This window comes from Janthinobacterium sp. PAMC25594, assembly GCF_019443505.1.
Taxonomy (GTDB): Bacteria; Pseudomonadota; Gammaproteobacteria; order Burkholderiales; family Burkholderiaceae_D; genus Janthinobacterium.
Genome location: NZ_CP080377.1, coordinates 6,299,506 through 6,326,182, shown reverse-complemented (window position 1 = coordinate 6,326,182; position 26,677 = coordinate 6,299,506). Strand labels below are relative to the sequence as shown.

28 protein-coding genes and 2 tRNA genes are annotated in these 26,677 nt (G+C 60.9%); 8 read left to right on the top strand and 22 right to left on the bottom strand.

Annotation, left to right across the window (positions count from 1 at the left end; all coding sequences use genetic code 11):
• Positions 1 to 82: 82 nt before the first annotated feature.
• On the bottom strand, positions 83 to 1,771 hold the full coding sequence (locus KY494_RS28415) for a peptide chain release factor 3 (RefSeq protein WP_374197286.1): 1,689 nt from the start codon (positions 1,769 to 1,771) through the stop codon (positions 83 to 85).
• A 162-nt stretch (positions 1,772 to 1,933) separates the two neighbouring features.
• Between KY494_RS28415 and KY494_RS28410 the strand changes: the two genes are divergently transcribed.
• Together KY494_RS28410 and KY494_RS28405 are read left to right on the top strand one after the other, a co-directional pair.
• A complete protein-coding gene (locus KY494_RS28410) occupies positions 1,934 to 3,991 on the top strand; it encodes a methyl-accepting chemotaxis protein (RefSeq protein ID WP_219889197.1) in 2,058 nt (685 codons plus the stop codon).
• A 225-nt stretch (positions 3,992 to 4,216) separates the two neighbouring features.
• On the top strand, positions 4,217 to 5,026 hold the full coding sequence (locus KY494_RS28405; RefSeq protein WP_099763284.1) for a Crp/Fnr family transcriptional regulator: 810 nt from the start codon (positions 4,217 to 4,219) through the stop codon (positions 5,024 to 5,026).
• 72 nt (positions 5,027 to 5,098) lie between these two features.
• On the opposite strand, the gene KY494_RS28400 is transcribed toward KY494_RS28405, so the two are convergent.
• From KY494_RS28400 to KY494_RS28345, 12 genes are all read right to left on the bottom strand, one after another.
• Positions 5,099 to 6,514 (bottom strand): CHASE3 domain-containing protein, encoded by a 1,416-nt coding sequence (locus tag KY494_RS28400; protein WP_219889195.1) that lies wholly within the window; start codon positions 6,512 to 6,514, stop codon positions 5,099 to 5,101.
• A 143-nt stretch (positions 6,515 to 6,657) separates the two neighbouring features.
• Entirely contained in the window at positions 6,658 to 7,290 is a 633-nt protein-coding gene (locus KY494_RS28395) for a response regulator transcription factor (RefSeq protein ID WP_034783185.1), read from the bottom strand.
• A gap of 193 nt (positions 7,291 to 7,483) precedes the next feature.
• Positions 7,484 to 7,888 carry a MerR family transcriptional regulator gene (locus KY494_RS28390; protein ID WP_116744898.1) on the bottom strand — a complete coding sequence of 135 codons (405 nt, stop codon included), beginning with the start codon at positions 7,886 to 7,888 and terminating at the stop codon, positions 7,484 to 7,486.
• Positions 7,889 to 7,898: 10 nt separating this feature from the next.
• Positions 7,899 to 8,246 (bottom strand): integration host factor subunit alpha, encoded by a 348-nt coding sequence (locus tag KY494_RS28385; RefSeq protein WP_010399205.1) that lies wholly within the window; start codon positions 8,244 to 8,246, stop codon positions 7,899 to 7,901.
• 169 nt (positions 8,247 to 8,415) lie between these two features.
• Entirely contained in the window at positions 8,416 to 10,842 is a 2,427-nt protein-coding gene (gene pheT, locus KY494_RS28380; RefSeq protein ID WP_219889193.1) for a phenylalanine--tRNA ligase subunit beta, read from the bottom strand.
• A 78-nt stretch (positions 10,843 to 10,920) separates the two neighbouring features.
• A complete protein-coding gene (pheS, locus tag KY494_RS28375; protein ID WP_219889191.1) occupies positions 10,921 to 11,937 on the bottom strand; it encodes a phenylalanine--tRNA ligase subunit alpha in 1,017 nt (338 codons plus the stop codon).
• Positions 11,938 to 12,082: 145 nt separating this feature from the next.
• Positions 12,083 to 12,442, bottom strand: coding sequence for a 50S ribosomal protein L20 (gene rplT, locus KY494_RS28370; RefSeq protein WP_010399214.1), 360 nt, complete (start codon positions 12,440 to 12,442; stop codon positions 12,083 to 12,085).
• Positions 12,443 to 12,468: 26 nt separating this feature from the next.
• Positions 12,469 to 12,666, bottom strand: a complete 198-nt coding sequence (gene rpmI, locus KY494_RS28365; RefSeq protein WP_010399216.1) for a 50S ribosomal protein L35 — start codon at positions 12,664 to 12,666, stop codon at positions 12,469 to 12,471.
• Positions 12,667 to 12,893: 227 nt separating this feature from the next.
• Positions 12,894 to 13,364, bottom strand: coding sequence for a translation initiation factor IF-3 (infC, locus tag KY494_RS28360; protein ID WP_071076662.1), 471 nt, complete (start codon positions 13,362 to 13,364; stop codon positions 12,894 to 12,896).
• Between the two features lie 102 nt (positions 13,365 to 13,466).
• Positions 13,467 to 15,374: a threonine--tRNA ligase gene (gene thrS, locus KY494_RS28355; protein WP_219889189.1), complete on the bottom strand. Its 1,908-nt coding sequence runs from the start codon at positions 15,372 to 15,374 to the stop codon at positions 13,467 to 13,469.
• 211 nt (positions 15,375 to 15,585) lie between these two features.
• A tRNA-Val gene (locus KY494_RS28350) sits at positions 15,586 to 15,662 on the bottom strand.
• A 78-nt stretch (positions 15,663 to 15,740) separates the two neighbouring features.
• A tRNA-Val gene (locus KY494_RS28345) sits at positions 15,741 to 15,817 on the bottom strand.
• A 149-nt stretch (positions 15,818 to 15,966) separates the two neighbouring features.
• Here KY494_RS28345 and KY494_RS28340 point away from each other — a divergent pair.
• Positions 15,967 to 16,431 carry a hypothetical protein gene (locus tag KY494_RS28340; protein WP_219889187.1) on the top strand — a complete coding sequence of 155 codons (465 nt, stop codon included), beginning with the start codon at positions 15,967 to 15,969 and terminating at the stop codon, positions 16,429 to 16,431.
• On the opposite strand, the gene KY494_RS28335 is transcribed toward KY494_RS28340, so the two are convergent.
• Entirely contained in the window at positions 16,432 to 17,544 is a 1,113-nt protein-coding gene (locus KY494_RS28335) for an acyltransferase (protein ID WP_219889186.1), read from the bottom strand.
• Positions 17,545 to 17,682: 138 nt separating this feature from the next.
• Here KY494_RS28335 and KY494_RS28330 point away from each other — a divergent pair, with 138 nt between their 5' ends.
• On the top strand, positions 17,683 to 18,645 hold the full coding sequence (locus KY494_RS28330) for a succinylglutamate desuccinylase/aspartoacylase family protein (protein WP_219889185.1): 963 nt from the start codon (positions 17,683 to 17,685) through the stop codon (positions 18,643 to 18,645).
• Here KY494_RS28330 and KY494_RS28325 read toward each other — a convergent pair whose 3' ends face one another.
• Positions 18,646 to 18,975, bottom strand: a complete 330-nt coding sequence (locus KY494_RS28325; RefSeq protein ID WP_070280339.1) for an SMR family transporter — start codon at positions 18,973 to 18,975, stop codon at positions 18,646 to 18,648.
• Positions 18,976 to 18,998: 23 nt separating this feature from the next.
• Positions 18,999 to 19,319 (bottom strand): quaternary ammonium compound efflux SMR transporter SugE, encoded by a 321-nt coding sequence (gene sugE, locus KY494_RS28320; protein WP_070217981.1) that lies wholly within the window; start codon positions 19,317 to 19,319, stop codon positions 18,999 to 19,001.
• A gap of 194 nt (positions 19,320 to 19,513) precedes the next feature.
• Between sugE and KY494_RS28315 the strand changes: the two genes are divergently transcribed.
• The 3 genes from KY494_RS28315 to KY494_RS28305 all read left to right on the top strand — a co-directional run bounded on the left by KY494_RS28315 (position 19,514) and on the right by KY494_RS28305 (position 21,417).
• On the top strand, positions 19,514 to 19,876 hold the full coding sequence (locus tag KY494_RS28315) for a DUF1304 domain-containing protein (protein WP_375143434.1): 363 nt from the start codon (positions 19,514 to 19,516) through the stop codon (positions 19,874 to 19,876).
• Between the two features lie 123 nt (positions 19,877 to 19,999).
• The gene (locus KY494_RS28310; RefSeq protein WP_219134667.1) at positions 20,000 to 20,296 is read left to right on the top strand and encodes a helix-turn-helix transcriptional regulator; all 297 of its coding nucleotides are present in this window, start codon (positions 20,000 to 20,002) and stop codon (positions 20,294 to 20,296) included.
• A 56-nt stretch (positions 20,297 to 20,352) separates the two neighbouring features.
• On the top strand, positions 20,353 to 21,417 hold the full coding sequence (locus KY494_RS28305; protein WP_219889182.1) for an alkene reductase: 1,065 nt from the start codon (positions 20,353 to 20,355) through the stop codon (positions 21,415 to 21,417).
• A gap of 52 nt (positions 21,418 to 21,469) precedes the next feature.
• Here KY494_RS28305 and KY494_RS28300 read toward each other — a convergent pair whose 3' ends face one another.
• A complete protein-coding gene (locus KY494_RS28300) occupies positions 21,470 to 21,691 on the bottom strand; it encodes a hypothetical protein (protein WP_219134665.1) in 222 nt (73 codons plus the stop codon).
• A 250-nt stretch (positions 21,692 to 21,941) separates the two neighbouring features.
• Between KY494_RS28300 and KY494_RS28295 the strand changes: the two genes are divergently transcribed.
• Positions 21,942 to 22,553 carry a 1-acyl-sn-glycerol-3-phosphate acyltransferase gene (locus KY494_RS28295; protein WP_219889180.1) on the top strand — a complete coding sequence of 204 codons (612 nt, stop codon included), beginning with the start codon at positions 21,942 to 21,944 and terminating at the stop codon, positions 22,551 to 22,553.
• Here the strand turns inward: KY494_RS28295 and KY494_RS28290 are convergent.
• From KY494_RS28290 to ureC, 5 genes are read right to left on the bottom strand one after another with little or no spacing between them, the layout of a single operon-like run.
• Complete coding sequence (locus KY494_RS28290) at positions 22,550 to 23,110, bottom strand: HupE/UreJ family protein (protein WP_258194523.1); 561 nt, start codon at positions 23,108 to 23,110, stop codon at positions 22,550 to 22,552. The two genes, KY494_RS28295 and KY494_RS28290, sit on opposite strands and share 4 nt — an antisense overlap.
• A complete protein-coding gene (gene ureG, locus KY494_RS28285) occupies positions 23,107 to 23,745 on the bottom strand; it encodes an urease accessory protein UreG (RefSeq protein ID WP_096236144.1) in 639 nt (212 codons plus the stop codon). The genes KY494_RS28290 and ureG overlap by 4 nt, the downstream gene beginning before the upstream one ends.
• Before the next feature lie 22 nt (positions 23,746 to 23,767).
• Positions 23,768 to 24,448, bottom strand: coding sequence for an urease accessory protein UreF (locus tag KY494_RS28280; RefSeq protein ID WP_219891774.1), 681 nt, complete (start codon positions 24,446 to 24,448; stop codon positions 23,768 to 23,770).
• Positions 24,448 to 24,963: an urease accessory protein UreE gene (ureE, locus tag KY494_RS28275; RefSeq protein ID WP_219889178.1), complete on the bottom strand. Its 516-nt coding sequence runs from the start codon at positions 24,961 to 24,963 to the stop codon at positions 24,448 to 24,450. Before ureE ends, KY494_RS28280 begins: the two co-directional genes overlap by 1 nt.
• A gap of 12 nt (positions 24,964 to 24,975) precedes the next feature.
• Complete coding sequence (gene ureC, locus KY494_RS28270; RefSeq protein ID WP_219889176.1) at positions 24,976 to 26,676, bottom strand: urease subunit alpha; 1,701 nt, start codon at positions 26,674 to 26,676, stop codon at positions 24,976 to 24,978.
• Between the last annotated feature and the right edge of the window lies 1 nt (position 26,677).

Genomic DNA, 26,677 nt, shown 5'->3' with positions numbered 1-26,677 from the left:
ATAGCGCGTAATCCGACATCACCAGCGCCTCAGGAAGTAGGTCGGGTTAGCGCGCAGCGCGTAACCCGACGCCACCGCTACATCAAGCCAATTTCGCCGAATGCTCGCGCGTCGCGTGGAACGTCAGCTTCGGCCAGCGCTCTTGCGTCAAACGCAGGTTCACGCCCGACGTGGCCAGGTAGGCCATGTTGCCGGCCGCATCGTAGGCCACGTTGTGACCCAGCGCGTTTTCGAAGTCCTGCAAGGTGCGCTTGTCGTCGCAGCTGACCCAGCGCGCGCTGCTGATGCTGGTGCCTTCGAACACGGCGTCGACGCCATACTCGTTGAGCAAGCGGCTCGCCACCACCTCGAACTGCAGCACGCCGACGGCGCCCAGTACCAGTTCGCCGCCCTGCACCGGCTTGAAGACCTGTACCGCGCCCTCTTCGCCCAGCTGCTGCAGGCCCTTGTGCAACTGCTTGATCTTCAGGGGATTACGGATGCGCACGGAGCGGAAGAAATCCGGCGCAAAGTATGGAATGCCCGTAAAGGTCAGCATCTCGCCTTCGGAAAAACTGTCGCCGATCTGCATGTTGCCATGGTTCGGCAAGCCGATGATGTCGCCCGCGTATGCTTCTTCCACCTGTTCGCGCGACGATGCCATGAAGGTCACCACGTTCGACACCTTGATCTCGCGCCCCAGGCGCAAGTGCTTGACCTTCATGCCGCGCTCGAAACGTCCCGAGCACACGCGCAAAAAGGCGATGCGGTCGCGGTGCGCCGGGTCCATGTTCGCCTGGATCTTGAAGACGAAGCCCGTAAATGGCTGCTCGGACGGCGCCACCGAACGCACTGTCGCGTCGCGCTCGCGCGGTGCCGGCGCCCACTCGACCAGTGCGGAGAGAATCTCGCGCACGCCGAAGTTGTTGATGGCCGAACCGAAGAACACGGGCGTCTGCACGCCGGAGAGGAATTCTTCCAGGTTGAACGGATTCGATGCGCCGTGCACCAGCTCCACTTCCATGCGCAACTGGTCCATCTCCAGCGGGAACATCTCCTGCAGGCGCGGGTTGTCGATGCCCTTGATGATTTCAAAGGCGCCGTCGGCCTTCTCTTCACCGGCCTTGAACAGCATGATCTCGTCGTTCAGCAGGTGATACACGCCGCGGAAGTTCTTGCCCATGCCGATCGGCCAGGTGACGGGCGCGCACTGGATCTTCAGCACCGATTCGAGTTCGTCGAGCAGGTCCAGCGGATCGCGCGTCTCGCGGTCCATCTTGTTCATGAAGGTGACGATGGGCGTATTGCGCATGCGGCAGACGGCCAGCAGCTTGATCGTCTGCGCTTCCACGCCCTTGGCCGCATCGATCACCATCAGCGCCGAGTCGACTGCCGTCAGCACGCGGTAGGTATCTTCCGAGAAGTCCTGGTGGCCCGGGGTGTCGAGCAGGTTGACGACGTGGTCGCGGAATTCGAACTGCATCACCGAGGAGGCGACGGAAATGCCGCGCTGCTTCTCGATCTCCATCCAGTCCGACGTCGCGTGGCGGCCCGATTTACGCGCCTTGACGGTACCGGCCATCTGGATCGCGCCCGAGAACAGCAGCAGTTTTTCCGTCAAGGTGGTCTTGCCCGCATCCGGGTGGGAAATGATGCCGAAGGTGCGGCGGCGCTGCACTTCGCGCGCGATCACGGCAGGCGCCTTGCTGCTGGCTGACGCCACGGCGTTGTCCGCATTGTCGCTGGAATCGGGGGTAGTGATGTCGTTCTCGTTGGCCATATTGGTGACCATAATATGGCCCTCGCAAAAAACCCTCGATTTTACAGAAGGATCGGCCTTCCGTGTGAACTGCTTCACTGTGGAGAAAAGCGAAATCGCCCACTTCATCAAGGGGTCACAATCCACAGGCAACATTGCACTGCAGAAATGTCGCCACTCTTCCCTGGAAAACCGATGAAAATCCTCCTTACCCCCGCCATCCGACTCATGCAGCGCTTGCGCCTGCTGCCCAAATTCATGCTTGTCTGCCTGGTCTTCCTGCTGCCGCTGGCGCTGGCGACCACCCTGCTGATCTCGGAGCTGGGCAAGTCGCTGGCCCAGGCGCAGGATGCGCAGCAGGGCGTGGCCTATGTGCGCCAGCTGCAGGAAGGCACGCGGCTGCTGCAGCAACGGCGCGGCCTCGAGCACTTGCGCCTGAGCGGCAAGGCGGGCATGGACAACACGGCCGTCAATGCGCGCATCACGGCTTCTCTGGCGGCCCTGGCGCGCCTGCCGGCCGGCGCCGGCCTGCCCCAGGCGGCCGAGCTGACGAAGCAGTGGCAAGCCCTGCTGGGCCGCCAGGCGGGCCTCGCGGCGCGCGACAGCTACGCGGCGCACACGGCGCTGCTGCGCCAGGCGGCCAAACTGGGCCAGCTGGTGGCCGACCGTTCGCACCTGAGCCTCGACCCCGACGCGGGCGCCAACCACCTGAGCGCCGTGTTTACCGCCACGCTGCCCGACTTGGCCGAGAGCCTGTCCGACATCGCCGGGCGCGGCGCGGCCTACATCGACACGGGCCTGTTCGAAGCGAACGAAGATCAACTCGTCAACGCCAACGCCCTGATCGCGCGCCACGAACTGGAACGCCTGCCGGCCCGCTTCGACGAAATCCTCGCCGCCAGGCCGGAATTGCGCGCCAGCCTGCAAGGAGCGCTGAAAGCCGTGCCGACCGCGCTCGCCTTCCTCGAACGCACGAAAAATGAAGTGACGAATTCCTACGACCAGACCTCGGGCGCGCAATTCCACGCGGCCGGCATGCAAGCCGTCGATGCCCTGCACGCGCTGTCCGGCGCCTCGGCCGGCGCGCTGGACAGCCTGCTGGCGCAACGCATCGCCCGCGACGAGGCGCGCCGCGGCCTGATCCTGGCGGCCATGCTGCTGGTGCTGCTGGCCGCCGCCTACCTGTGCGCGGGCTTCTATGCCGCCTTCGCGCGCGACGTGACGCAATTGCGCGTGGCCGTCGGCGCGGCGGCGGCGGGCGATCTGTCGCAGCGCATCAGCTCGCAGGCGCATGACGAAATCGGCGACCTGGTACGCGACTTCGGCGCCATGACGCATGGCCTGGCCACCCTGGTGCAGGAAATCCGCGGCGGCGCGGCCGTCATCGCGGCGGCCGGCGCCGATATCGCCCAGGGCAATGCCGCCCTGTCCGGCCACACGGCCACGCAAGCGGACGCGCTGGGCGCCACCGTCGATTCGATGCGCGAGCTGACGGCCACCGTGGGCCGCAACGAAGCCCATGTAGGACAGGGACGCACCTTGGTGGCGACGGCGGCCGATGTGGCCCTGCGCGGCGGGCAAACGGTGGGCGCCGTGGTCGAGACCATGGCCTCGATCAAGGCCAGCTCGCACAAGATCGTCGACATCATCGGCGTCATCAATGGCATCGCCTTCCAGACGAATATCCTGGCCCTGAACGCGGCTGTGGAAGCGGCCAGAGCCGGCGAGCAAGGACGCGGCTTTGCCGTCGTCGCCTCCGAAGTGCGCAGCCTGGCGCAGCGCTCGAACGAGGCGGCGCTGGAAATCAAGCGCCTGATCGGCGATTCCGTGGCCACCGTCGATGCGGGAGGCGACCTGGTCAATGCCGCCGGCAACACCATGCGGCAAGTCGTCGATGCGGTGCAGCAAGTAGCCGTGGTGATCGGGCGTATCAGCAGCGCGGGCGCCGAGCAGAATGGCGAGATCGCCCGCATCAACCAGGCGCTGGCGCAAATCGACGACATGACGCGCCAGAACGCGGGCCTAGTCGACGAGGCGCGCGCCGGTTCGCAGCGCCTGCACCAGGAAGGCGAGGCGCTGACGCAGGCCGTCAGCCGCTTCCGCCTGGGCGAACACGAGGCGTCAGGCGCGCGCCTGGCGAGTGCCACGAGCATGCGTGACGGCTTGCCCAGCGTGCGTCCGGCCGGCCTGCGGAGTGCCAACAAGCCGCGCGTCATATCACAAAATCGCGCAGAACGGCGCAAGGCTAGCTAGTCAAAAGTGTGAGTGTAGGACAAGGACTACAATTTCGCCTCAAAAGAGACTACAAGGTGGCGACTGCTAATCTTATGTTCGCCACTTACATAAGCTTTTAAAGTAGCTACATCGCGATCTGCAGCGCGCGGTCGACAAAAACGCCGTGACCACATGGAATCGGCAACTTTTTTGACCAGCAACGCGGCAGTCGCACTCCGATGTAAAAAGCCTGTGAGGAATACTATGAGCCATACTCAACTTATCACCCCGGTCCAGAAGAACCAGTTGCTGCCGCGCGCCATGCCGGCGGCCGGACGGGAAATCAAGCTTGCGTCGCGGGTTAGCCTCAGCAGTGCCCAACAAAATGAATTGCTGGCCGCCCTGCCGCGCGCCGCGCTCGAATCGCTGTTCGAAGACCTGGAACTGGTGGAACTGCCTTTCGGCAAGGAACTGTATGCCTACGGCAACAACCTGGAATACAGCTATTTCCCCACCACCGCCATCATTTCGCTGCTGTATGTGATGGAAGATGGCGCCACGACGGAAATCGCCGTCGTCGGCCATGAAGGCGTGGCCGGTGCCTCGCTGCTGGCCGGCGAACGCGCCATGTGCACGGCCGTCGTGCAAAGCGCCGGCTACGGTTACCGCCTGAAAACGCAAAGCCTGCGCGATGCATTTAACCAGGGCGGCGCGCTGCCCCAGTTGCTGATGCGCTATACCAACGCCCTGTTTGCGCAAATGGCGCAGAACGCCGTCGGCGGCCGCCACAGCTCGATCGAGCAAAAGCTGTGCCGCTGGCTGCTGGACCGCCTGGACCGTTCGCCATCGAACGAACTCAAAGTGACGCAAGAGCTGATCTCCATCATGCTGGGCGTGCGCCGCGAAAGCATCACGGCCGCCGCCGGCAAATTGCAGGATGAAGGCTTGATCCACTATCGCCGCGGCAATATCACGGTGCTGGACCGCGCTGGCCTGGAATGCTATGCGGGCGAGTGCTACAAGGTGGCCAAGACGGAATACGACCGCTTGCTGCGCGACGTGTCGCGCTGCTGATCCACGGCTGATCTGAACAGATAAAAAAATGGCCGGGCTGCATGCCCGGCCATTTTTTTGTATCAAAGAAAATTACGCCTCGGCATCCGCATTGATGTCTTCCGGCTCCGGCGTCAGCGGCAGCGGAATCACGGCTTCCACGCACGTGCCCTTGCCTTCCGGCCCCTGGCGCACGGTGAGGGTACCGCCCAGCAGCAAGGCCCGTTCGCGCATGCCCAGCAAGCCGTGCGACATGGGTTTTTGCAGCGCATCTTCGGTGATGCCGATGCCGTCGTCGATGACGCGCAGCACCAGGCCATGTTCATTGCGTTTCAATGTCACGCTGACCATGCCGGCGCGCGCATATTTGAGAATATTCGTCAGCGATTCCTGCACGATACGGAACAGGGCAATCGTCAGGGTGGCTTCGCGGTTATCGATATTGATGGCCACGTCCGTTTCGCAGCGAACCGAGCTCATGCGCGCGAAATCCTCGCAATAGCTTTCGATGGCGGCGCACAGGCCCAGGTTGTCCAGCAGGCTGGGGCGCAAATCCTCGACGATGCGGCGCTTCAGTTCCACCGTTTCCAGCAGGGTTGCCTTGGCGCGGCGCAATTGCGCGGCCAGTTCAGGCTGCGTGTGCGCCAGTTGCTGCGTGACGGCGCCCAGGTCCATGCTGATCGACGTCAAATGGGCACCCAGCTCATCGTGCAGCTCACGCGCCAGGCGCGCCTTCTCCACTTCATTGACGCTGATCAAATGGCGCGACAGCACGGATAATTGCTCCGTACGCTTGCTGACCGTCGATTCCAGCGTGTCGTTAGCATTTTGCAATGCATACTCGACGGCCGCGCGGTTCTGAAAGCTGCGCCGCACCAACTGGTAGAACATGATCAGCACGAGGATGGCCAGGGCATTGATGCCGATGCCGAGCAGCACGGCTTTCTGGTATTCATGATAAAAGGCGGCGCTGCCGGACGACAGCGCTTCATTCTGTTCGCGCGTCATGATCACCACCTGCAGGCGGATTTCATCCATGGTGGCGCGGTCATCGGTGACGCGCGAGATATTGACGATTTCAGCCAGCCCGCCCTGCTTGTAGACCTCGATCGACTCTTGCAGCATCGACATCTTGCGACGGATCAAGCTCTTTAATTGCGCCAGGTTTTTCAGCTGCGTGGGACTGCCCGCGAGCAAGGTTTGCAGCTCGCTGAATTCGTTGTCGATTTCGGTGGTAGCGGTCTTCGACGGCCCCAGATACGTTTCGGAGCCGGAAATGAAATAGCCGCGCAAGCTGCTTTCCGCATCGAGCACGAGCACGTTCAAATACTGCAGGCGGTCCGCCACGCGGGCGCTCTGGCTGAGCAAGGCGTTCGTGCCCTTCAGCGACTGCAAGTTATGATAGAGGCTGAAACCATTGAGTACAAGCAGCAAGGCGCAAGTGACGCACAGGATCGTCTTGTACAGGGGCAGGCGGTGATTCGGGGCCGGTTCAGCGGTGAAATACATCCTGATGTGCATCCTTAGCAAGGTTCGGCGCAAGAAAAAGCGCCGCGCAGGCCAATTATAGTCCTCGCCACAGACTGCTGCACTGCACAAGTCGTGCTGGCTAGCTGGCTGAGCGATCATGTTTCCATGATCGCACCGCAGCGCTAGTCAAGCAAATTGTTTTTCATTGCGTAATAGGTCAAGTCGCTGTTCGATTGCAAGCCCATTTTTTCCATGATGCGCGTACGGTAAGTACTCACCGTCTTGATGCTCAGCGACAAGGCCACGCCGATATCGGACACGGTGGCGCCGCGCGCCAGGCGCAGGAAGACCTGGAACTCGCGGTCCGACAATTCCGTATGCAGGGCGGCATTCGTATCGCGGTCAAACGACTGCGCCAGCAATTCACCGACGGTGGAACTGACGTAGCGGCGCCCCTGGAACACGGTGCGCACGGCCGTCATCAGCTCATCGGCTTCGCATTCCTTGTTCAGATAGCCATTCGCGCCCATCTTGAACAGGTTCAGCGCGTATTGCTGCGCGGGATAGCCGCTCAGTATCAGCACGGGCAATTCCGGCTGGCCCTGGCGGATCGTGCGCAAGGTATCGATGCCGCTCTGGTCGGGCATGGCTATATCGAGCAGCAATACATCACATATTTCGCGGCGGGCGATATCGAGCGCTTCGCGCCCCGTACCGGCTTCCGCCACCACACTGAAATCGCTTGACGACGAAAAAATCTGCTTGAATCCAGCTCGTACTATTTGGTGATCATCACAAATGGCAACGCGTATCATTGTTTCCCCTTAAATTTTCCTGGCCTGGGAAAGACTACCGGAACCTGCACGCTGCTCCGGCTTAGCGTCACTAACAAAAACGCAACATTAACATTATATTCAAAATATGGCGCGCCGCAGACTAGCGGCAGCGCCCGGGCGGCAAGCCCTACTCGGCCGGTATCGGACAACCCGACCTATATTGGTACAAATCTTATTTTAGCAAGTTTAAAATCGCAATTAATTCATTGCGTATCCACACGCGGTCCAGCGGTGCTTCCTGCGGCACAACAGGCATGGCCGGCAGCACAGGCAACTCGTCGAGGACGGCATGCGATGCGCCACGGCTATCGAGCTTGTTGCGCGCGCCGCTGATGGTAAAGCCCTGTTCATACAGCAATTCGCGGATACGGCGTATCAGCAGCACCTCATGGTGCTGATAATAACGGCGGTTACCACGTCGTTTGACCGGCTTGAGCTGGGAAAACTCCTGCTCCCAGTAGCGCAGTACGTGTGGTTTGACGCCGCACAACTCGCTCACCTCGCCGATCGTGAAATAACGTTTCGCCGGAATGGGCGGCAAGGCGATCAACTCGGTTTTACTGATGCGCTCGTTCATCGCCACTCACTCAGGCAGCACGTGCCAGCGGACTGGTCTCTTCGACCATGCTTTTCAGCTTCTGGCTCGCATGAAAAGTGACGACACGGCGTGCCGTGATGGGAATCTCTTCGCCCGTCTTCGGATTGCGGCCCGGCCGCTGCGGCTTGTCGCGCAACTGGAAATTGCCGAAACCGGACAGCTTGACAGCCTCGCCACGCTCGAGCGCATTGCGGATCTCGTCGAAAAAGGTCTCGACCATATCCTTCGCTTCGCGCTTGTTCAGGCCCACTTGCTCGAACAACAGTTCGGCCAGTTCCGCCTTGGTCAAGGTGGGTAAATCTTTTTCCGCTTCCTGGCGCACCTTGGCAACCAGCATGGCCCGATGCAAATCGGCGGCCAGTGCGGATTGCAGTACGGCGGAATCAACGTCGCTGTTATTAATTTTCCTGCCCTGCCTTTTCTGTGCGCCCGAGCCCGCCACATGGCAAGCTCGTCTACGGTTGACGACGGAAAGGCCGTCACACAAGGCGACGGCCGGTCCGGTATTACGAACGCAGTTTCGCGTCGTGACCCTGCTTGGCCGCATCGATCAGGACAGCCATCAGGCCATCGACGACATCGTCTTGCAGGGTGTTTTGAGTATCTTGCAAGCTAATCCGGAAAGCAAGGCTTTTTTCATCCGTTTCCAGCCCTTTTCCACGATATTCATCAAATAAAACAATGGCTTGCACGATACGCGCTGCAGGGCTGGCCTTGGCGGCGGCGTGGAAGCTGTCGAGCAGATCCTGCACCGCTACCGATTGCTTGACGACCACGGCCAGGTCGCGGCTGGCGCCAGGGAATTTCGAGATTTCCTGGTACACGGGCACGACTCTTTGCGTCAGCGCGGCGGCGTCCACTTCGAACAGCACGGGCGCCAGCGGCAAGTCGTACTTTTGCATCCAGCGCGGGTGCAATTCACCGATGAAACCGATGACCTTGCCATCGAGTTCCACGTTGGCCGAACGGCCCGGATGCAGGGCCGGGTGTTCCGCCTTGGTGAAACGCAAGACCAGCGGCGCGAACAGCGCTTCCAGGTCCGCCTTCACGTCGAAGAAGTCGACCGTGCGGGCAGGCTGGCCCCACTGCTCGTCGGCTACCGCGCCGTAGGCCATGGCCGCCACACGCTTCGGCTGGGCGTAGCCAGCCACCGACAAGGGGCCGTTTTCCACGCTGTCGTCGCGCTGGTAGATGGCGCCCACTTCGAAGATGCGCACGCGGTTCGTCTTGCGGTTCAGGTTATAGCGCACATTGGCGATCAGGCTGCCGATCAGCGAGGAACGCATCACGCTCATCTGGCTGGCGATCGGGTTCTGCAATTTGATCGGATTGGTGTTGCCCGAGAAATCGCGCTCCCATGCCGTATCGACAAAGCTCATATTAACCACTTCCTGGAAGCCCAGGTCGGCCAGCTCATGACGTACCGCAAACAGGGAGCGGGTATTTTCTGGTGCAATCTGCATCACGTTCGCTGCCACGGGCGGCAGGGTCGGGATGTTTTCAAAGCCGTACACGCGCGCCACTTCCTCGATCAGGTCTTCCTCGATCTCGATGTCGAAACGGTAGCTGGGCGACGTCACGGAAAACACGCCGTCCGCCAGCGTGAATGGCAGGGCCAGACGCGTGAAGATATCGGCGATCAGCGCATCGTTGAGCGGCACGCCGATGACTTTTTGCGCGCGCGCCGTGCGCATCGACACGGGCTGGCGTTGCGGCAAGTTTACCACATGGTCGTCGACAGGGCCGACGGTGGTCGCCGGCGTGCCGCAGATTTCCACGATCAGGGCCGTGATGCGCTCGATGTGCTCGACGGTGGTGGCGAAATCGACGCCGCGCTCGAAGCGGTGCGCCGCATCGGTCGAGAAATTCAAACGGCGCGCGCGGCCTTGAATGGCGTTCGGCCACCAGAAGGCCGCTTCCAGGTAGATGCTGTCCGTATCGTCCGAAACCGAGCTGGCGTCGCCGCCCATGATGCCGGCCAGCGATTCGATTTCCTGCTCATCGGCAATGACGCCGAGCCACTCGTCGACGGCAATGGTGTTGCCATTCAACAGCTTGACGGATTCGCCCGCCTTGCCCCAACGCACGTCGAGGCTGCCGTGGATCTTCGCCAGGTCAAACACGTGGCTGGGACGACCCAGTTCCAGCATGACGTAGTTGGAAATGTCGACCAGGGCCGACAACGGACGCTGGCCGCTGCGCTCGAGGCGCTGCTTCATCCAGTCCGGCGTGGCGGCACGGGCGTTCAAACCGCGGATGACGCGGCCCGTGAAACGGCCGCACAGGTCCGGCGCGCTGACTTTGACGGGCAGGATTTCATCGCTGGACACCGGCACGGTGCGGAACTGCGGCACATTCAGGGCCACGCCCGTGAGAGCCGACACTTCGCGCGCCACGCCCAGCACGGACAGGCAGTCCGCCTTGTTCGGCGTCAACTTGATGGTGAATTTCAAGTCGTTCAAGGCATAGTAATCGCGGAAATTCTGGCCGATCGGCGCGTCGTCCGGCAATTCCATCAAGCCGGCGTTTTCTTCCGACAATTTCAATTCGCGCGCGGAGCACAGCATGCCTTGCGACTCGACGCCGCGCAGCTGGCCCACCTTGATTTCAAACGGCTTGCCATCGGCGCCAGGCGGCAGCACGGCGCCCGCCATCGCGCAGACCACTTTCAAGCCCGGGCGCACGTTGGGCGCGCCGCAGACGATATTGAGCATGGTGCCCGTGCCGACATCGACCTGGCACACATTCAGGCGGTCCGCATTCGGATGTTTTTCCATCTCCAGGACCAGGCCTACCACCACGTTCGAGAACGGCGGGGCGACAGGATCGACGTCCTCGACTTCGAGACCGGACATGGTCAGCAGATGGGCCAGTTCGTCCGAAGTCATCTTCGGATCGACCATGGTACGGAGCCAGTTTTCGGAAAATTGCATAATCAAGCCTTCAAATGGTCAAAGCTCACAGCGCGAGCGCACAGGCGCTCAAGCGCCATGAATCAAACGGAACAACGCTTAGTTGAATTGCTTCAGGAACCTTAAATCGCCTTCGTAAAACAGGCGCAGGTCGTTGATGCCATAGCGCAGCATCGTCAAGCGTTCCAGGCCGGAGCCGAAAGCAAAACCGATGAATTTCTCGGGGTCGAGGCCGAAGTTCTTCACCACGCTCGGATGCACCTGGCCGGCGCCCGACACTTCCAGCCAGCGGCCCTTCAAGGGACCCGAGCCGAAGGCGATGTCGATCTCGGCCGACGGTTCCGTGAACGGGAAGTACGACGGGCGGAAGCGCACTTGCAAGTCGTCCGTTTCAAAGAAAGCCTTGACGAAGTTCAGGTACACGCCCTTCAGGTCGGCAAAGCTGATGTCTTCGGCGATCCACAGGCCTTCGACCTGGTGGAACATGGGCGAATGGGTGGCATCGCTGTCGACGCGGTAGGTGCGGCCAGGCGCGATGACCTTGATCGGCGGCGTGTACGTGCGCGCATAGCGCACCTGCATGGGGCTGGTGTGCGTGCGCAGCAGCAAGGGCTTGCCATCGGTGTCGTTGCCGTCGATGTAGAAGGTGTCTTGCATGGAACGGGCTGGATGGTTTTCCGGGCTGTTGAGCGCCGTGAAATTGGTCCAGTCATTTTCGATTTCGGGGCCGTCGGCCACGTCGAAGCCGATCGAGCGGAAGATTTCCTCGACCCGCTCCCACGTGCGCATCACGGGATGGATGCCGCCGGGCATGCGGCCACGGCCTGGCAGGGTCACGTCGATCGCTTCGGCGTTCAGACGGCCTTGCATTTGGGCATCGGCCAGTGCATCACGGCGCGCCGTCAGCGCGTCCTCGATCTGCACTTTGACGGCGTTGATCAGGGCGCCCTGTGCCTTGCGCGCGTCCGGGTCCAGCTTGCCCAGGCCCTTCATCATTTCGGTAATCTGGCCAGTCTTGCCCAGGTAGCGGGCTTTGGCGTTTTCAAGTGCGGCAGCGTCTGCGGCGGCGATAAAGTCAGCCTGGGCCGAGACGACGAGTTCTTCTAGGGAGTTCATGCGGCTTTTCCTGTTTTGGAAATCAATCCTGGATTTAGTAATCTAGAACCCAACAATCAAAAACGGAAACGGGGCATAAGGTTCACACCCCTGCCCCGCTCTTTATAACGTCACCCTACGGATGACGTTGTGCAATCACCGATGCTTACGCAGCGATTTTTGCTTTAACTGCGTTGACAATCGCAGCGAATGCTGGCTTGTCCATCACAGCCATATCGGCCAGGACTTTACGGTCCAGTTCGATATTTGCTTTTTTCAAGCCGTTCATGAATACGCTGTACGTTACGCCATGCTCACGGGAAGCGGCGTTGATACGGGCGATCCACAGGCGGCGGAAAACGCGTTTCTTGTTGCGGCGATCGCGGTAAGCGTATTGGCCAGCGCGCATAACTGCTTGCTTGGCAACACGGTATACACGGCTGCGGCGACCACGGTAGCCTTTAGCTTGTACAAGAATCTTTTTATGACGGGCACGAGCTGTAACCCCACGTTTTACTCTAGGCATAGTAACTCCTTATATTGAGTGTGAGATTAAGCAGTCGGCATCATGCGGTAGACGGATTTCACGTCAGACGCAGCGACATTGGTGGTACCGCGCAGAGCGCGTTTCAGCTTGGTGGTTTTCTTGGTCAAGATGTGGCGTTTGAACGCATGACCACATTTAACAGTACCACCCGGACGCACGCGAAAACGTTTTTTCGCAGAGCTTTTGGTCTTCATTTTAGGCATAGCAATCTGTCCTCTTACGGACAGCTCCATTTATAACAGGATTGCAGGTGGCAACACGACGCTGCGCTTAGATGCCTGCTTTCACATGCTGTGCAGCGGATGCGAGTCCGCTACAGTTCGCGCGGCCCGGACATTGCTGTCAGGGCCGCGCAAATTCTGCCTGGAATCTGGTGCCGCACCAATGCTGGCGCAAATCACGTCGATCCACAGTAAAACGCTATTGTAACTTACTTCTTCTTCTTCGGCGAAAGAACCATGATCATTTGGCGGCCTTCCATCTTCGGGAACTGCTCGACCTGGCCATACGGCTCCAGATCGGCTTTCAGACGTTCCAGCATGCGGAAGCCAATATCCTGATGCGCCATCTCACGACCGCGGAAACGCAGCGTGATTTTGGTTTTATCACCTTCATCGAGGAACTTGATGAGATTACGCAACTTGATATTGTAGTCACCATCATCAGTCCCCGGACGGAATTTGACTTCCTTCACGAGGATGATCTTTTGCTTCAATTTGGCTTCGTGAGCTTTCTTTTGCTCCGAATACTTAAATTTGCCGTAGTCCATCAAACGGCACACCGGTGGCTGCGCGGTAGGCGCAATTTCCACCAGGTCGACGTTTGCCTCTTCCGCCAGGCGGAAGGCTTCAGCCAAACTTACGATACCGAGTGGCTCGTTATCGACCCCGCTTAAACGCATTTCAGGGGCAGTGATTTCGCCATTGATGCGATGTGACTTGTCAGTAGCTATTGTAATTTCCTTTAAAAATCTTGTAAGACGGTCGTGCAGCGAGTTTCCTCGTCAGGCCTTGGTGTCGACTTCATGTTTGAGTCGCTCAATCAGGGCATCGACGGACATAACGCCCAAATCGATATTGCCCCGCGCCCGCACGGCCACTGTATTTGCATCCCGCTCTTTGTCGCCAATTACTAAGATGTAAGGCAATTTTTGTACGGAATGTTCACGTATTTTATAGGTAATCTTCTCGTTACGCAAATCAGCCTGTACGCGCAGCCCCGCTTTGCGCAGTTTTGTTGTAACTTCCTGTACATAGTCAGCTTGAGCGTCGGAAATATTCAACACCGACACTTGCACTGGCGACAACCACAACGGCATGGCGCCCGCATAGTGTTCGATCAGGATACCAATGAAACGTTCCAGCGAACCCACGATCGCGCGGTGCAGCATGATCGGCACCTGGCGCGTGTTGTCCACGGCCACGTATTCGGCGCCCAGACGGCCCGGCATCGACGGATCGATCTGCACGGTGCCCACTTGCCATGCACGGCCCAGGCTGTCTTTCAGGTGGTACTCGATCTTCGGACCGTAGAACGCACCCTCGCCCGGCAATTCCGTCCATTCCACGCCGCAGGCGCGCAGGGCGGAACGCAGCGATTCCTCGGCAAAATCCCAGGACTCTTCCGTACCGATGCGATTATCGGGACGCAAGGCCAGCTTCACGTCGATATTCGTGAAGCCGAAAGCCGTGTAGACATCCATCGCCTGCTGGTGGAAAGCCGTCACTTCGCCGGCGATCTGCTCTTCCAGGCAGAAGATGTGGCCATCATCCTGCGTAAAGCCGCGCACGCGCATCATGCCGTGCAAGGCGCCCGACGGTTCGTTGCGGTGGCATTGGCCGAATTCGCCGTAGCGCAATGGCAGGTCGCGGTAGCTGCGCATGCCATTGTTGAAAATCTGGATGTGACCAGGGCAATTCATCGGCTTCAGCGCATACGCGCGGTTTTCCGATTCCGTGATGAACATGTTTTCACGGTAATTATCCCAGTGACCGGTTTTTTCCCACAGGCCACGGTCGAGAATTTGCGGCGCCTTGACTTCCTGGTAGCCGTTGACCTGGTACACATTGCGCATGTATTGCTCGACTTGCTGCCAGATCGACCAGCCTTTCGGATGCCAGAAGATCAGGCCCGGCGCCTCTTCCTGGAAATGGAAGAAATCGAGCTGCTTGCCCAGCTTGCGGTGGTCGCGCTTTTCCGCCTCTTCCAGGTTGTGCAGGTACAGCTCCTGGTCTTCCTTCTTGGCCCAGGCCGTGCCATAGATACGCTGCAGCATCTCGTTTTTCGAGTCGCCGCGCCAGTAGGCGCCGGCCAGCTTCATCAGTTTGAAGACTTTCAGTTTGCCCGTCGATGGCACGTGGGGGCCACGGCACAAGTCCGTGAACTTGCCTTCGGAATACAGCGACACTTCCTGGTCGGCCGGGATCGAGCCGATCAGCTCAGCCTTGTACGCCTCGCCGATGCCCTTGAAGTATTCGATGGCTTCGTCGCGGGCAACGACCTTGCGCGTGACTTGCTCATCCTTCTTGGCCAGTTCCGTCATTTTCTTTTCGATCGCCGTCAAATCTTCCGGCGTGAACGGGCGCTTGTAGGCGAAGTCGTAGTAAAAGCCGTTATCAATCACGGGACCGATGGTCACTTGTGCGTCCGGGAACAGTTCCTTGACGGCATACGCCAGCAAGTGGGCCGTCGAGTGGCGGATCACTTCCAGGCCATCGGCATCCTTGTCCGTGACAATCGCCAGTTCCGCGTCTTGCTCGATCAGATAGGAGGTGTCGACCAGCTTGCCGTCGACCTTGCCGGCCAGAGCAGCCTTGGCCAGGCCGGTACCAATATTGGCCGCAACCTGGGCCACGGTGACCGGGCCGTCAAATTGACGGGCGGAACCATCGGGAAGTCGGATTGTAAGCATATTGATCTCCATATCGGCGCTGGCGCCAGGTAAAACTGCGATGTGATGGGTAAAATAACTGAAAGGAAAACGCAGACGCAAAAAAACGCGGACTAGCCGCGTTTTTCACTTTCTTGAGACAAAGGAAACCCGTTCGACTAGCGTCACTCCCAAAGCTTGGTAGTAGTTCGCGGTGTCATAACCGGCTTTACCTTTCTCTCTAACTGCATTCTGGTGGGCGGTGAGGAATTCGAATCCCCGACCCCTTGGATGTCGACCAAGTATTCTAACCAGCTGAACTAACCGCCCGTAAAACTTTTTTGATCATTGTATTTCAAATGACCGCTTGCGGCTTGCGCCAGCTTAAAACCATCTACTGCCAAATTCTGGTGGGCGGTGAGGAATTCGAATCCCCGACCCCTTGGATGTCGACCAAGTATTCTAACCAGCTGAACTAACCGCCCCCGAAGACCAGCATTATAGAGAGGCTTTCCCAGAATGACAAGGGCTGTTTTACAGGAAACTTTAATCTGTTTTTCATCCGCTTCCCGGGCGTCAGCCCTCTTTATATAGAGTCGGCCCGGCGCACGCGGAATGCCGCTAGAATCGCGGCATGAACTCCACCATATTAGCCTGGCTGAAAACCCTGAGCCGCATCTGCGGTTTTGAAACGGCCGACTCCTTCCCGCCTAATCACCCCTATGCGCGCACGCGCTGGGAAGCCGCGTACTTCGATATCGCTTCCGACGTGAAGCCCGACGAGATCGAGCGGCGCATCTGCGCGGCCATCGCCAACACGCCGAGCGTCTTCGCCTACATCACCAATCCCACGCCGCGCATGCAGCGCGCGCTGCTGAACGTGATCCACGACCGGCTGCGGCGCCAGCCCGGCGCGGGCGCCACGGACCTGGTCTTGTTATTGATCAATGCCTACGCCAGCCCCCACATCACGGAAGCCGTGCCCGGCCTGCGCACCCTGATCTATAACACGGAACATGAAGACACGAACCTGCGCGTGCATGCCATCCTGGAATTACTGGTGGGCACGCCACGGGGGCTCGACGTGATCGATATGTAATCAAGCATGATTGGCGGGAACATAGCGCGCGCGCAAACGCATGAACGGCGTTTCCACCAATGCATATAAAAGCCAGCCCGTGGTGATACTCAACATAATCATCATCAGCATGGCCGGCAGGCTGTCCGGCCCATAACCCCTATCCTGCAAAAGCGGGCGCAGCAGGATGCACAGCTGCTTGTGCAGCAAATAAATCGCATACGACCACAGCGCCAGGCTGGCCGCACCCGGCACGCGCAGTTGATATAGCGCACTGCCGGGACTGAGCGCGGCGATCAACAGCAAGGTAAAACTGGCGGCCAGGGCTGGATAGCCGAACACCGTCACCCAATAACCGTAGTGATCGGTAAGAAATACATAAAACATCAGCGCCGTGCCAGCGATTCCCGCCAGCAAAGTGCGGTTACCGCATGACGTGAGGCGCGCCCAGGCGATGGAGTGGTAATTCTTCAGCAGCGCCAGCGCCACGCCCGCCACCAGTTCGTCGAAGCGGCACCACGACGCGTAATAAATATATTTGTAATAGCCGAGGCCGCCGCGCGGCACTTGCACATATTCATCCCACAAATACGCGCGCAGCAGCATGCCGACGATCAAGCTGGCGGCCACGGCCAGCCAGGCCCACAGCAACGACTTGCGGCAGGCGGCAATTGCCAACGCCACGGCCGGCAGCAGCACATAGAACTGCTCTTCCACGCATAGCGACCACGCATGCGAAAACGCCGTGCCCGGCGTCAGATTGATGTTTTGCGTAAAGGTCAGGAATTTCCACAGAGGAATAAGCGCGCTATCGCCGCGAAATGCGGGCCACAAATAATACAGCGCCAGCACGGCATAAAAACTGGGCAAGGTGCGCAGGAAGCGCCGCGCATAGAAGCGGGGCAAGGAAAAGCCGTGTTCGCTGCGCAAGGCCGCAAAGATCTGGTTGCCGATCAGATAGCCGCTGAGGGCAAAGAACAGGTCCACGCCGACCCAGCCGATTTCGCCCCAGAAACCAAACGCCCCGCCCTCGCTCACGAACAGCAGATAATGGTTCATGAAGACGAGCACGATGGCCAGCGCGCGCAAGGTATCGAGGCCATACAGACGGGAAGAATGGGACGTACTGGACATGGAATCGGCAAGGGAAAACAACGGTGGCGCCGATCATGCCATGCCGCACCTTGCCATGGCCAACTTTTTGCAGGCGTGCACGGCGAATCCCGCTAAAATATGCCGACCCCGCTTTCCCTTCCCGCAACAGCATAGGATATGTCCAGCATGAGCAGCGCACTCCACTTCAAATCCATCAACTACACGGGCCAGGGCAGCGGCCCGCGCCTGATCGTCACGGGCGCCGTGCACGGCAATGAAACCTGCGGCACCAAGGGCATCCACCGCGTGATGGCTGAACTCGACAGCGGCGCCCTCTCCATCGTGGCCGGCAGCGTCACTTTCGTGCCCATCACCAACCCGTTGGCCTACGCCAAGGGCGTGCGCAGCGGCGACCGCAACCTGAACCGCAACCTGTTTCCAAACGACAATCCACAGGATTTCGAAGACCGCATCGCCAACTGGCTGTGCCCTCTGCTGGGCCAGCACGACGTGCTGCTGGACTTGCATTCATTCAATGCCGACAGCCAGCCCTTCGTCATGGTAGGACCGCGCAACAACGATGGCCCGCTGCAACCGTTTCAACATGAAGACAAGGAACGCGCGCTGGCGCGCCGCCTGGGCGTGCGCCGCTTCGTCGATGGCTGGCTGCATGCGTATGGCCAGGGCGTGCAGCGCCGCCTGGGCAATAGCGACCAGGTGGGCCTGGTCTTGCGCTATGGCGTGGGCACCACCGAATACATGCGCTCGACGGGTGGCTATGCCCTGACCCTGGAATGCGGCCAGCACGCCGACCCGGCCGCGCCAGATGTTGCCTACCGCGCCATCATGAACACCCTGGCCTTCCTCGGCTTCATCGATGCGCCACAGCCTGAACCGATCGCCGACGCCGACATGGAAGCGCTGAACATGGTCGTCGTGCACGACAAGCTGCATGCAAGCGACCGCTTCATCAAGACTTGGTCCAGCTTTGACAAGGTCAAACAGGGCGATCAGATCGGCGTGCGCGCGGACGGCACGCCCGTGACGGCCGAGTTCGACGCCTACATTCTGTTCCCGGACGTCAATGCGCAAGCCAATGCCGAGTGGTATTACCTGGCAAGGGTCGCCGCCAGCTTTTGATTAGTGACCAACGGACTTGGAAAACAGGTTAATCACCAGTACGCCGGCAATGATCAGCCCCAGGCCGATCAAGGCCGGCGTATCGAGGCTTTGCTTGAACCAGAACCAGCCGACGGCGGAAATGAGCACGATGCCCACGCCGGACCAGATCGCGTACACGATGCCGGTAGGAATGACTTTCAGGGTCAGGGACAAGCACCAGAAGGCGATGCTGTAGCCAATCACGGTGATGACACTGGGCCACAAACGGCTGAAGCCTTCGGACGCCTTCAAGGCGCTGGTGGCGATGACTTCGGCGATGATGGCGATGGCCAGGTAGAAATACGTCATGGTGAGACTCATGCTGGCATCCTTTATTGAGGGCTGAGCAGTTTCAAGCCCAGGATACCGGACACGATCAATGCGATGCAGGCGATGCGCGCGGCGCTGGCCGGCTCACCCAGCACCATGATGCCGAAGATGGCCGTGCCCACGGTGCCGATGCCCGTCCAGATGGCATACGCCGTGCCCAACGGCAAGGTGCGCAAGGCCAGGCCCAGCATCACCACGCTGCCCAGCATGGAAACGGCCGTCAGTACGGACGGCACCAGGCGGGTAAACCCCGCGCTGTATTTGAGGCCGATGGCCCAGCCGATTTCCAGCAAACCGGCCAATACCAAGATGATCCACGCCATACACACTCTCCTGAGGCGGCAGGGTCGTCCCCGCCATGCAGCCCCCACATCGAGCGGGGTCGTCCCCACAGGAGCAAAAGGAAAAGTATACCATCGGGTGAAGGCTCTTGCCGCCAGCACATTTTTTCTGGTGATGTTGCCAAAAAACAGGCACTTGGCAGCATAATTGCCGCACCTATTCACTCTCGGGAACAATGATGCTGCTTCTGGCCCAAATCCTTACCGCCCTCATCCTGCTGCTGCACGTCTACATCGTGCTGCTGGAAACCGTGCTGTTCGATGCGCGCGGACGCAAGGTGTTTGGCCTGTCCAGGGAAAAGGCGGAGATCGTGCGTCCCGCCATGTCGAACCAGGGTTGCTACAACGGCTTTCTCGTCGCGGCGCTGGCGCTGGGCTTTTTTCACCCGGACGCGGCCATCGCCCATGCATTCACCGTCTTCGGCCTGGCTTGCATCGCCGTGGCCGGCGTATGGGGCGCGGCGACTGTCATGACGCGCATCCTCTACCTGCAAACGGTGCCCGCCGTCATCGCCTTGCTGCTATTCCACTTCGATTGATTCCTGCCTGAAAAATCCATCGGCCTTCACGCTTTTTACTTATATCGTAATATACCGATATTGAAATTCACAAAAGACGAACCATATATCGCTTGAAGACGAACATCGACCAGGAGAAACAGCATGGACATCGACGCCATCCACAAGGCGCTGGCCAATCCGGTACGCCGGCAGATTTTGCAGTGGCTGAAGGAGCCGGAGCAATATTTTTGCGAGCAAGAGCATCCGCTCGACTTCGGCGTCTGTGCCGGACTGATCGACCGCAAGCTGGGTCTGTCGCAATCGACGGTCTCGGCCCACCTGGCCACCTTGCAAAAGGCCGATTTGATTTCAGCCAGGAAAGTTGGCCAATGGAGCTTTTTCAAGCGCAATGAAGCCACTATCCAGGCTTTTCTGGAGCACATGCAGCAAGGTTTGTAACAGCAACCCCATCCATATCGCCGTTCGCGGCACTCTCGACAGGAAAGATAGTAATCATGGCAACCTTATTCGACCCCATCACCATTGGCAGCCTGCAACTGAAAAACCGCATCATCATGGCGCCGCTGACGCGTTCGCGCGCCGGCAATCCGGGCCGCGTGCCCAACGCCCTGATGGCCGAGTACTACACGCAGCGCGCTTCGGCCGGCATGATTATCTCGGAAGCGACGGCCGTCACGCCGCAGGGCGTGGGCTATGCGGACACGCCGGGCATCTGGTCCGACGAGCAGGTGGAAGGCTGGAAACACATCACCAAGGCCGTGCATGACGCGGGCGGCCTGATCGTGCTGCAACTATGGCATGTGGGCCGCATTTCCGCGCCCGTTTTCCTCGATGGCGACCTGCCTGTGGCGCCCAGCGCCGTCAAGCCGGCCGGCCATGTCAGCCTGCTGCGCCCGAAACAGGAATTCGTCACGCCCCGCGCGCTCGATACGGAAGAGATTCCCGGCATCGTGGCGGCTTACCGCCTGGGCGCCGAGAATGCGAAAAAAGCGGGTTTCGACGGCGTGGAAATCCACGGCGCGAATGGTTATTTGCTCGACCAGTTCCTGCAAGACAGCACCAACTTGCGCACCGACAACTACGGCGGTTCGATTGAAAACCGCGCCCGCCTGATGCTGGAAGTGACGGATGCGTGCATCGCCGTCTGGGGCGCCGACAAGGTCGGCATGCATTTGGCGCCGCGCCGCGACGCGCACGACATGGGCGACTCCGACCCGCGCGCCACCTTCGGCTACGTGGCACGCGAGCTGGGCAAACGGGGCATCGCCTTCATCTGCGCGCGCGAAGCGCTCGGTGAAGACCGCCTGGGTCCGTACCTGAAGCAGGCATTTGGCGGCGTGTACATTGCCAACGAGAAAATGGACAAGGCGGCAGCCGAAGCCCTGCTGGCCAAGGGCGAAGCCGATGCCGTGGCCTTTGGCCTGTGGTTCATCGCCAACCCCGACCTGCCCATCCGCCTGCACAGTGACGCGCCCTTGAATCCCCTGAACCCAGACACGCTGTACGCACCCGACGCGACCGGCTACACGGACTACCCGGCACTGGCGGCACTGGCTTAAACAACAGCACTCCGGGCGACAGCAACGGCACTTCGTCGCTGCCGCCTGTCCCTCAGCGCCATCGGCGCCGTGCCGGCCGGGCCGGACGGCGCGCCTGCACGCTGCTGAACACGCGGCGTATCACCTCGGCCGGCACCGCGTGCTCACGCAAGTAGGCTGTCGCCACCGTCCGACCGAGGGCGTGATGAAACGCCACGCCCCGCTCGACGAGCTCGGCCATCACTTTGTCCGTTCGGACATTCTCCCCAGCTAGTTCCTCGATACTGTTTTTCATGCCATGGCTCCCTGTCGGGTGGATCAATGCTGCATCAAGGTTTGACCACATTGTGTGCATTTAGTGCCCGGCACTGGAAGCAAGCATGGTTAAAATGGCAGTACAAACAGCCCCGACGCCGCATGAATAGCGGCCTCGGCTGCTTGTCGCCATCGCCAGCCCCGTATAGAATGCCTGCGCAGAATTTTTGTTTCAAGGAAAATGGCCAGCAGCGCCATCCGATCAAGAACAGTGTCACTGAAGGGTATCAATGGACGATTTATTTGTACAAGCGGACGACTTGCCGACCTGGCACCAGCGCTGCGCGTTGCGCGTGCTGCAGCTATTTGGCTGGCGCCTGCGCTTCCGTCCCCTGCCGGGGCCGCGCGGCATCGTCGTCGTCTACCCGCACACGTCGAACTGGGATTTCATGGTGGGCCTGTTCGGCAAATGGGCGCTGTCGCTGCCGTTCCGCTGGCTGGCCAAGGATTCCCTGTTCCGCGGCCCGATGGGCAAGGTGCTGCGCTACCTGGGCGGCGAACCCGTCGACCGCAGCACCACCAGCGGCACGATTCAACGTCAGGCCGTGCGCATGCTGGCCGCCGACTGGTACTGGCTGGCCATCACGCCGGAAGCGACGCGCAGCTACCGTCCGAACTGGAAAAGCGGCTTTTATCACCTGGCCCTGGCCGCCAAGGTGCCGCTGCTGCTGGTGTATATCGACTACCCGAACAAGGTGCTGGGCGTCGTCGACCATTTATACTTGACGGGCGACAAGGATGCCGACATGGCCGCCATCGCCGCCGTGTATGCGGGCCACCAGGGCTTGCATCCGGAAAAGGCGGCGCCCATCGTGCTGTCCGAGAAGCGCCCCGGCGCTTAGTTCACTCCCAGCAGCACCACGCCGGCGGCCGTCAAGGCCACGCCGGCCACGCGCAGCACGCGCCCGGCCAGCACCTGGCCGGCGAAACGTCCCGCACACAGCAGCATGGCCGAAGCCAGCAGGAAGCCGCACGCGGCCGAGGCAGCCGGCAATTCCTGGCCATGCGCATTGCCATGCGCCAGCGCAAACATGCCCACGAGCAGCATGCCGAGCCAGTTCGGCAAGGCCAGCGCCAGCGCGATGGCCAGCCCCACCAGCGCCACCGTGGCGGCAATGCCCGTTTCCAGCCCGGGCACCGTCAATCCGACCATGCCGGCCAGCGCACCGAGCAGCATCATGCCGAGAAAAGTGACGGGCTGGCCCAGGCCGCGGCGCTGCTGGCCGCCCCAGATACCCACGCCCAGCATGGCCAGCAAGTGGTCGATGCCCGTGAACGGATGGGCGAAACCGGCCAGAAAACCCACGCTTTCGCCATGACCGGGGTGGGCCATCGCCGGCAAGGCCAGCAGGTACAGCGCGGCCACGGCGGCCGTTTTTGTCATCAGTCTTGCAGTCATTGCAGCTCCTTGCCTGGTTGATCGAGCAAACCTTGCTCGCGGATAAAATCGATGACCACCTGCACGCCGTCGCCGCTGCGCAAGTTGGTGAACACGAAGGGGCGCTCGCCGCGCATGCGTTTGGCATCCTGCGCCATCACATCGAGGTTGGCGCCCACGTACGGCGCCAGGTCCGTCTTGTTGATAATGAGCAAATCGGAGCGCGTGATGCCGGGCCCGCCCTTGCGCGGGATTTTTTCGCCACCGGCCACGTCGATCACGTAAATCGTCAGGTCCGACAGTTCAGGGCTGAATGTGGCGGCCAAATTATCGCCGCCCGATTCGACCAGGATCAAGTCGAGATGCGGAAAATCTGCCTGCATGCGCGCGATCGCTTCCAGATTGATGGACGCATCCTCGCGGATGGCCGTGTGCGGGCAGCCGCCCGTCTCCACGCCCATCAGGCGCTCGGCCGGCAAGGCATCGGCGCGCAGCAGGATTTCCATGTCTTCCTTGGTGTAGATGTCGTTCGTGATGACGGCCATGTCGTAGCGCTCGCGCATGCCCTTGCACAGCATTTCGCACAGGGCCGTCTTGCCCGAGCCGACCGGGCCGCCGATGCCTACGCGCAGCGGATTGGAGGTAATCGATGTCATGTTTGCTCTCTCATTCAATAGTTCAGGAACGGTACAGGCGGCTGTACTGCACTTCGTGCCGCATCGACAGCAGCGACAGGCCGGGCGCCCAGTTGCCCATCTCGTCGTCTGGTAACGTTTGCGCCGTCAGCGCCGCCGCTTCCAGTTCCGGCCGCAGCGACAGCAGCAGGCGCTGGCCCGCCACCTGCCCCAGCGGCACGGATTTCACGCAGACGAGCACCTGATTTTCCGCCCAGGCGAACAGCATGGCCAGCAGCGCCTCTTCGCGCGGAATCGCCAGCGCCGCCACGGCGCAGGCATACGCCGTGGGCAGCGCCACTTCCGGCTGCCCCTGCAGCATGTCGATCAGCACGCCGTCGGCCACGCCCAGTTCGGCCAGCAATTTGGTCAATGAATATCCCATCTGGATGGTTTCGGCGCGAAATTCCGCCGTGTCGCGCGAAGCGATGAAACGCTCGCTCCAGCGCTGCACGGCGCACAAATCCTGCTGCTCGAACGCCTGCATCAAGCGCCAGCACAGCGGCGCTTCCCAGCGCGCCACCACCAAGGTCAGATGCTGGGCGATCCACGCGCGCGCCGTGGCCGCGTCGTGCACCAGGCTTGACTCCAGCGCCGCTTCCAGCCCCTGCGAATAGCTGTAGGCGCCGATCGGCAGGGCCGGGCTGGCGAACTGCAGCAGATGCAGCAGGGCCGAGGCCTGCATCATGCAGTGTCACCAGGGCGGTGGATTTTCTGCCGCAGCGGCACGGGTGCCAGCAAATGCTGGCCGTGGCCGTCGTGGTGACCATGGCCGCCGCCATACGCGCCCGCCTCCGGTTCGAACGGCGCGCTTTCCTCCGTCACCATCGCCTGCAAGCCTTGCAGCATTTCTTTTAAAACGGGGTCTGTGCGGATGCGCAAAAAGCCGTCGCCCACCTGCGCCTGCGTGTGGCGGTTCCCCAAATGGAAAGCGCAGCGCAGCAGGGTGTGCGCATCCGCGCAGCGCACCAGGTAGGTCGGTTCGCGCGCGGCGACGATCCGCACCACCTGCCCTTCCGGCCCCGTCATGCGCTCGCCGTCGCGCAGCACCGTGCCGCGCACGGTGAACACGGCCACCTCGTCGCCATTCGACAGCACGGCGCGCAGCCGGCATTTTTCGCGCTGGTCGTAGGGCAGCACCAGTTGGGCAACGGCGGCGCGAGTATCGTCAGCCGCCAGTTTGGTATGCAATGTGAGCATGATGTCTCCTGCTTAAAATAGAAAATAGCGCTGCGCCATGGGCAGCACGGTGGCCGCCTCGCACACGAGCAGTTGGCCGTCGGCGCGCACGGCGTAGGTTTCCGGGTCCACCTCCATGTGCGGCGTGGCGCTGTTATGGATCATGTCGTGCTTGCGCAAGCCGCGCATGTTTTTCACGGCGATGACGGATTTATTGAGTTTGAGCTGGTGCCCGATATCGAGGTCGTAGGCCGCCTGCGAGACAAACGTGAACGACTTTTTCAGGCCGCCGCCGAAGGCGCCGAACATCATGCGGTAATGCACGGGCTGCGGCGTGGGAATCGAGGCGTTCGGGTCGCCCATCTGCGCGGCGGCGATCATGCCGCCCTTGAGTATCATTGATGGTTTGACGCCGAAGAAGGCCGGCTTCCACAGCACGAGGTCGGCGATCTTGCCCGCCTCGATGGAACCGACCACGTGGGAAATCCCATGCGTGATGGCCGGGTTGATCGTGTACTTGGCGATATAGCGTTTGGCGCGGAAATTGTCGCTGCGCGCCGTGTCGGGCGCCAGCGGCCCCCGCTGCACCTTCATCTTGTGCGCCGTCTGCCAGGTGCGCATGATCACCTCGCCCACCCGCCCCATCGCTTGCGAGTCGGACGACATCATCGAGATGGCGCCGATATCGTGCAAAATATCCTCGGCGGCGATGGTCTCGCGGCGGATGCGCGACTCGGCAAACGCCACGTCTTCCGCGATGGCCGGGTCCAGGTGGTGGCACACCATCAGCATGTCCAGGTGCTCGTCGAGCGTGTTGACGGTAAACGGGCGCGTCGGGTTGGTCGACGACGGCAGTACGTTCGACTGCCCCACGGCGGCGATGATGTCGGGCGCATGGCCGCCGCCCGCCCCTTCCGTGTGAAACGTGTGGATGGTGCGGTCCTTGAAGGCGGCCAGCGTGTGTTCCAAAAATCCCCCTTCATTGAGGGTGTCGCTGTGCAGCGCCACCTGCACGTCCATGCGGTCCGCGACGGACAGGCAGTTGTCGATGGCGGCCGGCGTGCTGCCCCAGTCCTCGTGCAGTTTCAGGCCGATGGCGCCCGCCCGCACCTGTTCTTCCAGCGGCAGCGGCAGGCTGACGTTACCCTTGCCCATGAAGCCCAGGTTCATCGGGAAGGCGTCGGCGGCCGCCAGCATGGCGTGCAAGTGCCACGGTCCCGGCGTGCAGGTGGTGGCGGCCGTGCCCACGGCCGGTCCCGTGCCGCCGCCCAGCATGGTGGTCACGCCGCTCATCAGCGCTTCCTCGATCTGCTGCGGGCAGATGAAGTGGATGTGCGTGTCGACGCCGCCGGCCGTGACGATCAGGCCTTCGCCGGCAATGATCTCGGTGGCGCCGCCGATGGCCAAGGTCACGCCGGGCTGGATGTCCGGGTTGCCCGCCTTGCCGATGCCGAAGATCAGGCCATTTTTCAGGCCGATGTCGGCCTTCACGATGCCCCAGTGGTCGAGGATGACGGCATTCGTGATGACGGTATCCATCACCTCGGCCGCGCAGCGCTGCGACTGGCCCATGCCGTCGCGGATCACCTTGCCGCCGCCGAATTTCACTTCTTCGCCGTAGATCGCATAGTCATGCTCGATCTCGATGAACAGTTCCGTGTCGGCCAGGCGGATGCGGTCGCCCGTGGTGGGGCCGAACATCTCGGCATACGCGCTGCGGGGAATGCTGGCCATC

Coding starts and splice junctions, on each gene's coding strand:
- KY494_RS28415 (WP_374197286.1), bottom strand. CDS start 1,771: ATGGTCACCAATATGGCCAACGAGAACGACATCACTACCCCCGATTCC.
- KY494_RS28410 (WP_219889197.1), top strand. CDS start 1,934: ATGAAAATCCTCCTTACCCCCGCCATCCGACTCATGCAGCGCTTGCGC.
- KY494_RS28405 (WP_099763284.1), top strand. CDS start 4,217: ATGAGCCATACTCAACTTATCACCCCGGTCCAGAAGAACCAGTTGCTG.
- KY494_RS28400 (WP_219889195.1), bottom strand. CDS start 6,514: ATGTATTTCACCGCTGAACCGGCCCCGAATCACCGCCTGCCCCTGTAC.
- KY494_RS28395 (WP_034783185.1), bottom strand. CDS start 7,290: ATGATACGCGTTGCCATTTGTGATGATCACCAAATAGTACGAGCTGGA.
- KY494_RS28390 (WP_116744898.1), bottom strand. CDS start 7,888: ATGAACGAGCGCATCAGTAAAACCGAGTTGATCGCCTTGCCGCCCATT.
- KY494_RS28385 (WP_010399205.1), bottom strand. CDS start 8,246: ATGCTGGTTGCCAAGGTGCGCCAGGAAGCGGAAAAAGATTTACCCACC.
- pheT (WP_219889193.1), bottom strand. CDS start 10,842: ATGCAATTTTCCGAAAACTGGCTCCGTACCATGGTCGATCCGAAGATG.
- pheS (WP_219889191.1), bottom strand. CDS start 11,937: ATGAACTCCCTAGAAGAACTCGTCGTCTCGGCCCAGGCTGACTTTATC.
- rplT (WP_010399214.1), bottom strand. CDS start 12,442: ATGCCTAGAGTAAAACGTGGGGTTACAGCTCGTGCCCGTCATAAAAAG.
- rpmI (WP_010399216.1), bottom strand. CDS start 12,666: ATGCCTAAAATGAAGACCAAAAGCTCTGCGAAAAAACGTTTTCGCGTG.
- infC (WP_071076662.1), bottom strand. CDS start 13,364: ATGCGTTTAAGCGGGGTCGATAACGAGCCACTCGGTATCGTAAGTTTG.
- thrS (WP_219889189.1), bottom strand. CDS start 15,374: ATGCTTACAATCCGACTTCCCGATGGTTCCGCCCGTCAATTTGACGGC.
- KY494_RS28340 (WP_219889187.1), top strand. CDS start 15,967: ATGAACTCCACCATATTAGCCTGGCTGAAAACCCTGAGCCGCATCTGC.
- KY494_RS28335 (WP_219889186.1), bottom strand. CDS start 17,544: ATGTCCAGTACGTCCCATTCTTCCCGTCTGTATGGCCTCGATACCTTG.
- KY494_RS28330 (WP_219889185.1), top strand. CDS start 17,683: ATGTCCAGCATGAGCAGCGCACTCCACTTCAAATCCATCAACTACACG.
- KY494_RS28325 (WP_070280339.1), bottom strand. CDS start 18,975: ATGACGTATTTCTACCTGGCCATCGCCATCATCGCCGAAGTCATCGCC.
- sugE (WP_070217981.1), bottom strand. CDS start 19,319: ATGGCGTGGATCATCTTGGTATTGGCCGGTTTGCTGGAAATCGGCTGG.
- KY494_RS28315 (WP_375143434.1), top strand. CDS start 19,514: ATGATGCTGCTTCTGGCCCAAATCCTTACCGCCCTCATCCTGCTGCTG.
- KY494_RS28310 (WP_219134667.1), top strand. CDS start 20,000: ATGGACATCGACGCCATCCACAAGGCGCTGGCCAATCCGGTACGCCGG.
- KY494_RS28305 (WP_219889182.1), top strand. CDS start 20,353: ATGGCAACCTTATTCGACCCCATCACCATTGGCAGCCTGCAACTGAAA.
- KY494_RS28300 (WP_219134665.1), bottom strand. CDS start 21,691: ATGAAAAACAGTATCGAGGAACTAGCTGGGGAGAATGTCCGAACGGAC.
- KY494_RS28295 (WP_219889180.1), top strand. CDS start 21,942: ATGGACGATTTATTTGTACAAGCGGACGACTTGCCGACCTGGCACCAG.
- KY494_RS28290 (WP_258194523.1), bottom strand. CDS start 23,110: ATGACTGCAAGACTGATGACAAAAACGGCCGCCGTGGCCGCGCTGTAC.
- ureG (WP_096236144.1), bottom strand. CDS start 23,745: ATGACATCGATTACCTCCAATCCGCTGCGCGTAGGCATCGGCGGCCCG.
- KY494_RS28280 (WP_219891774.1), bottom strand. CDS start 24,448: ATGCAGGCCTCGGCCCTGCTGCATCTGCTGCAGTTCGCCAGCCCGGCC.
- ureE (WP_219889178.1), bottom strand. CDS start 24,963: ATGCTCACATTGCATACCAAACTGGCGGCTGACGATACTCGCGCCGCC.
- ureC (WP_219889176.1), bottom strand. CDS start 26,676: ATGGCCAGCATTCCCCGCAGCGCGTATGCCGAGATGTTCGGCCCCACC.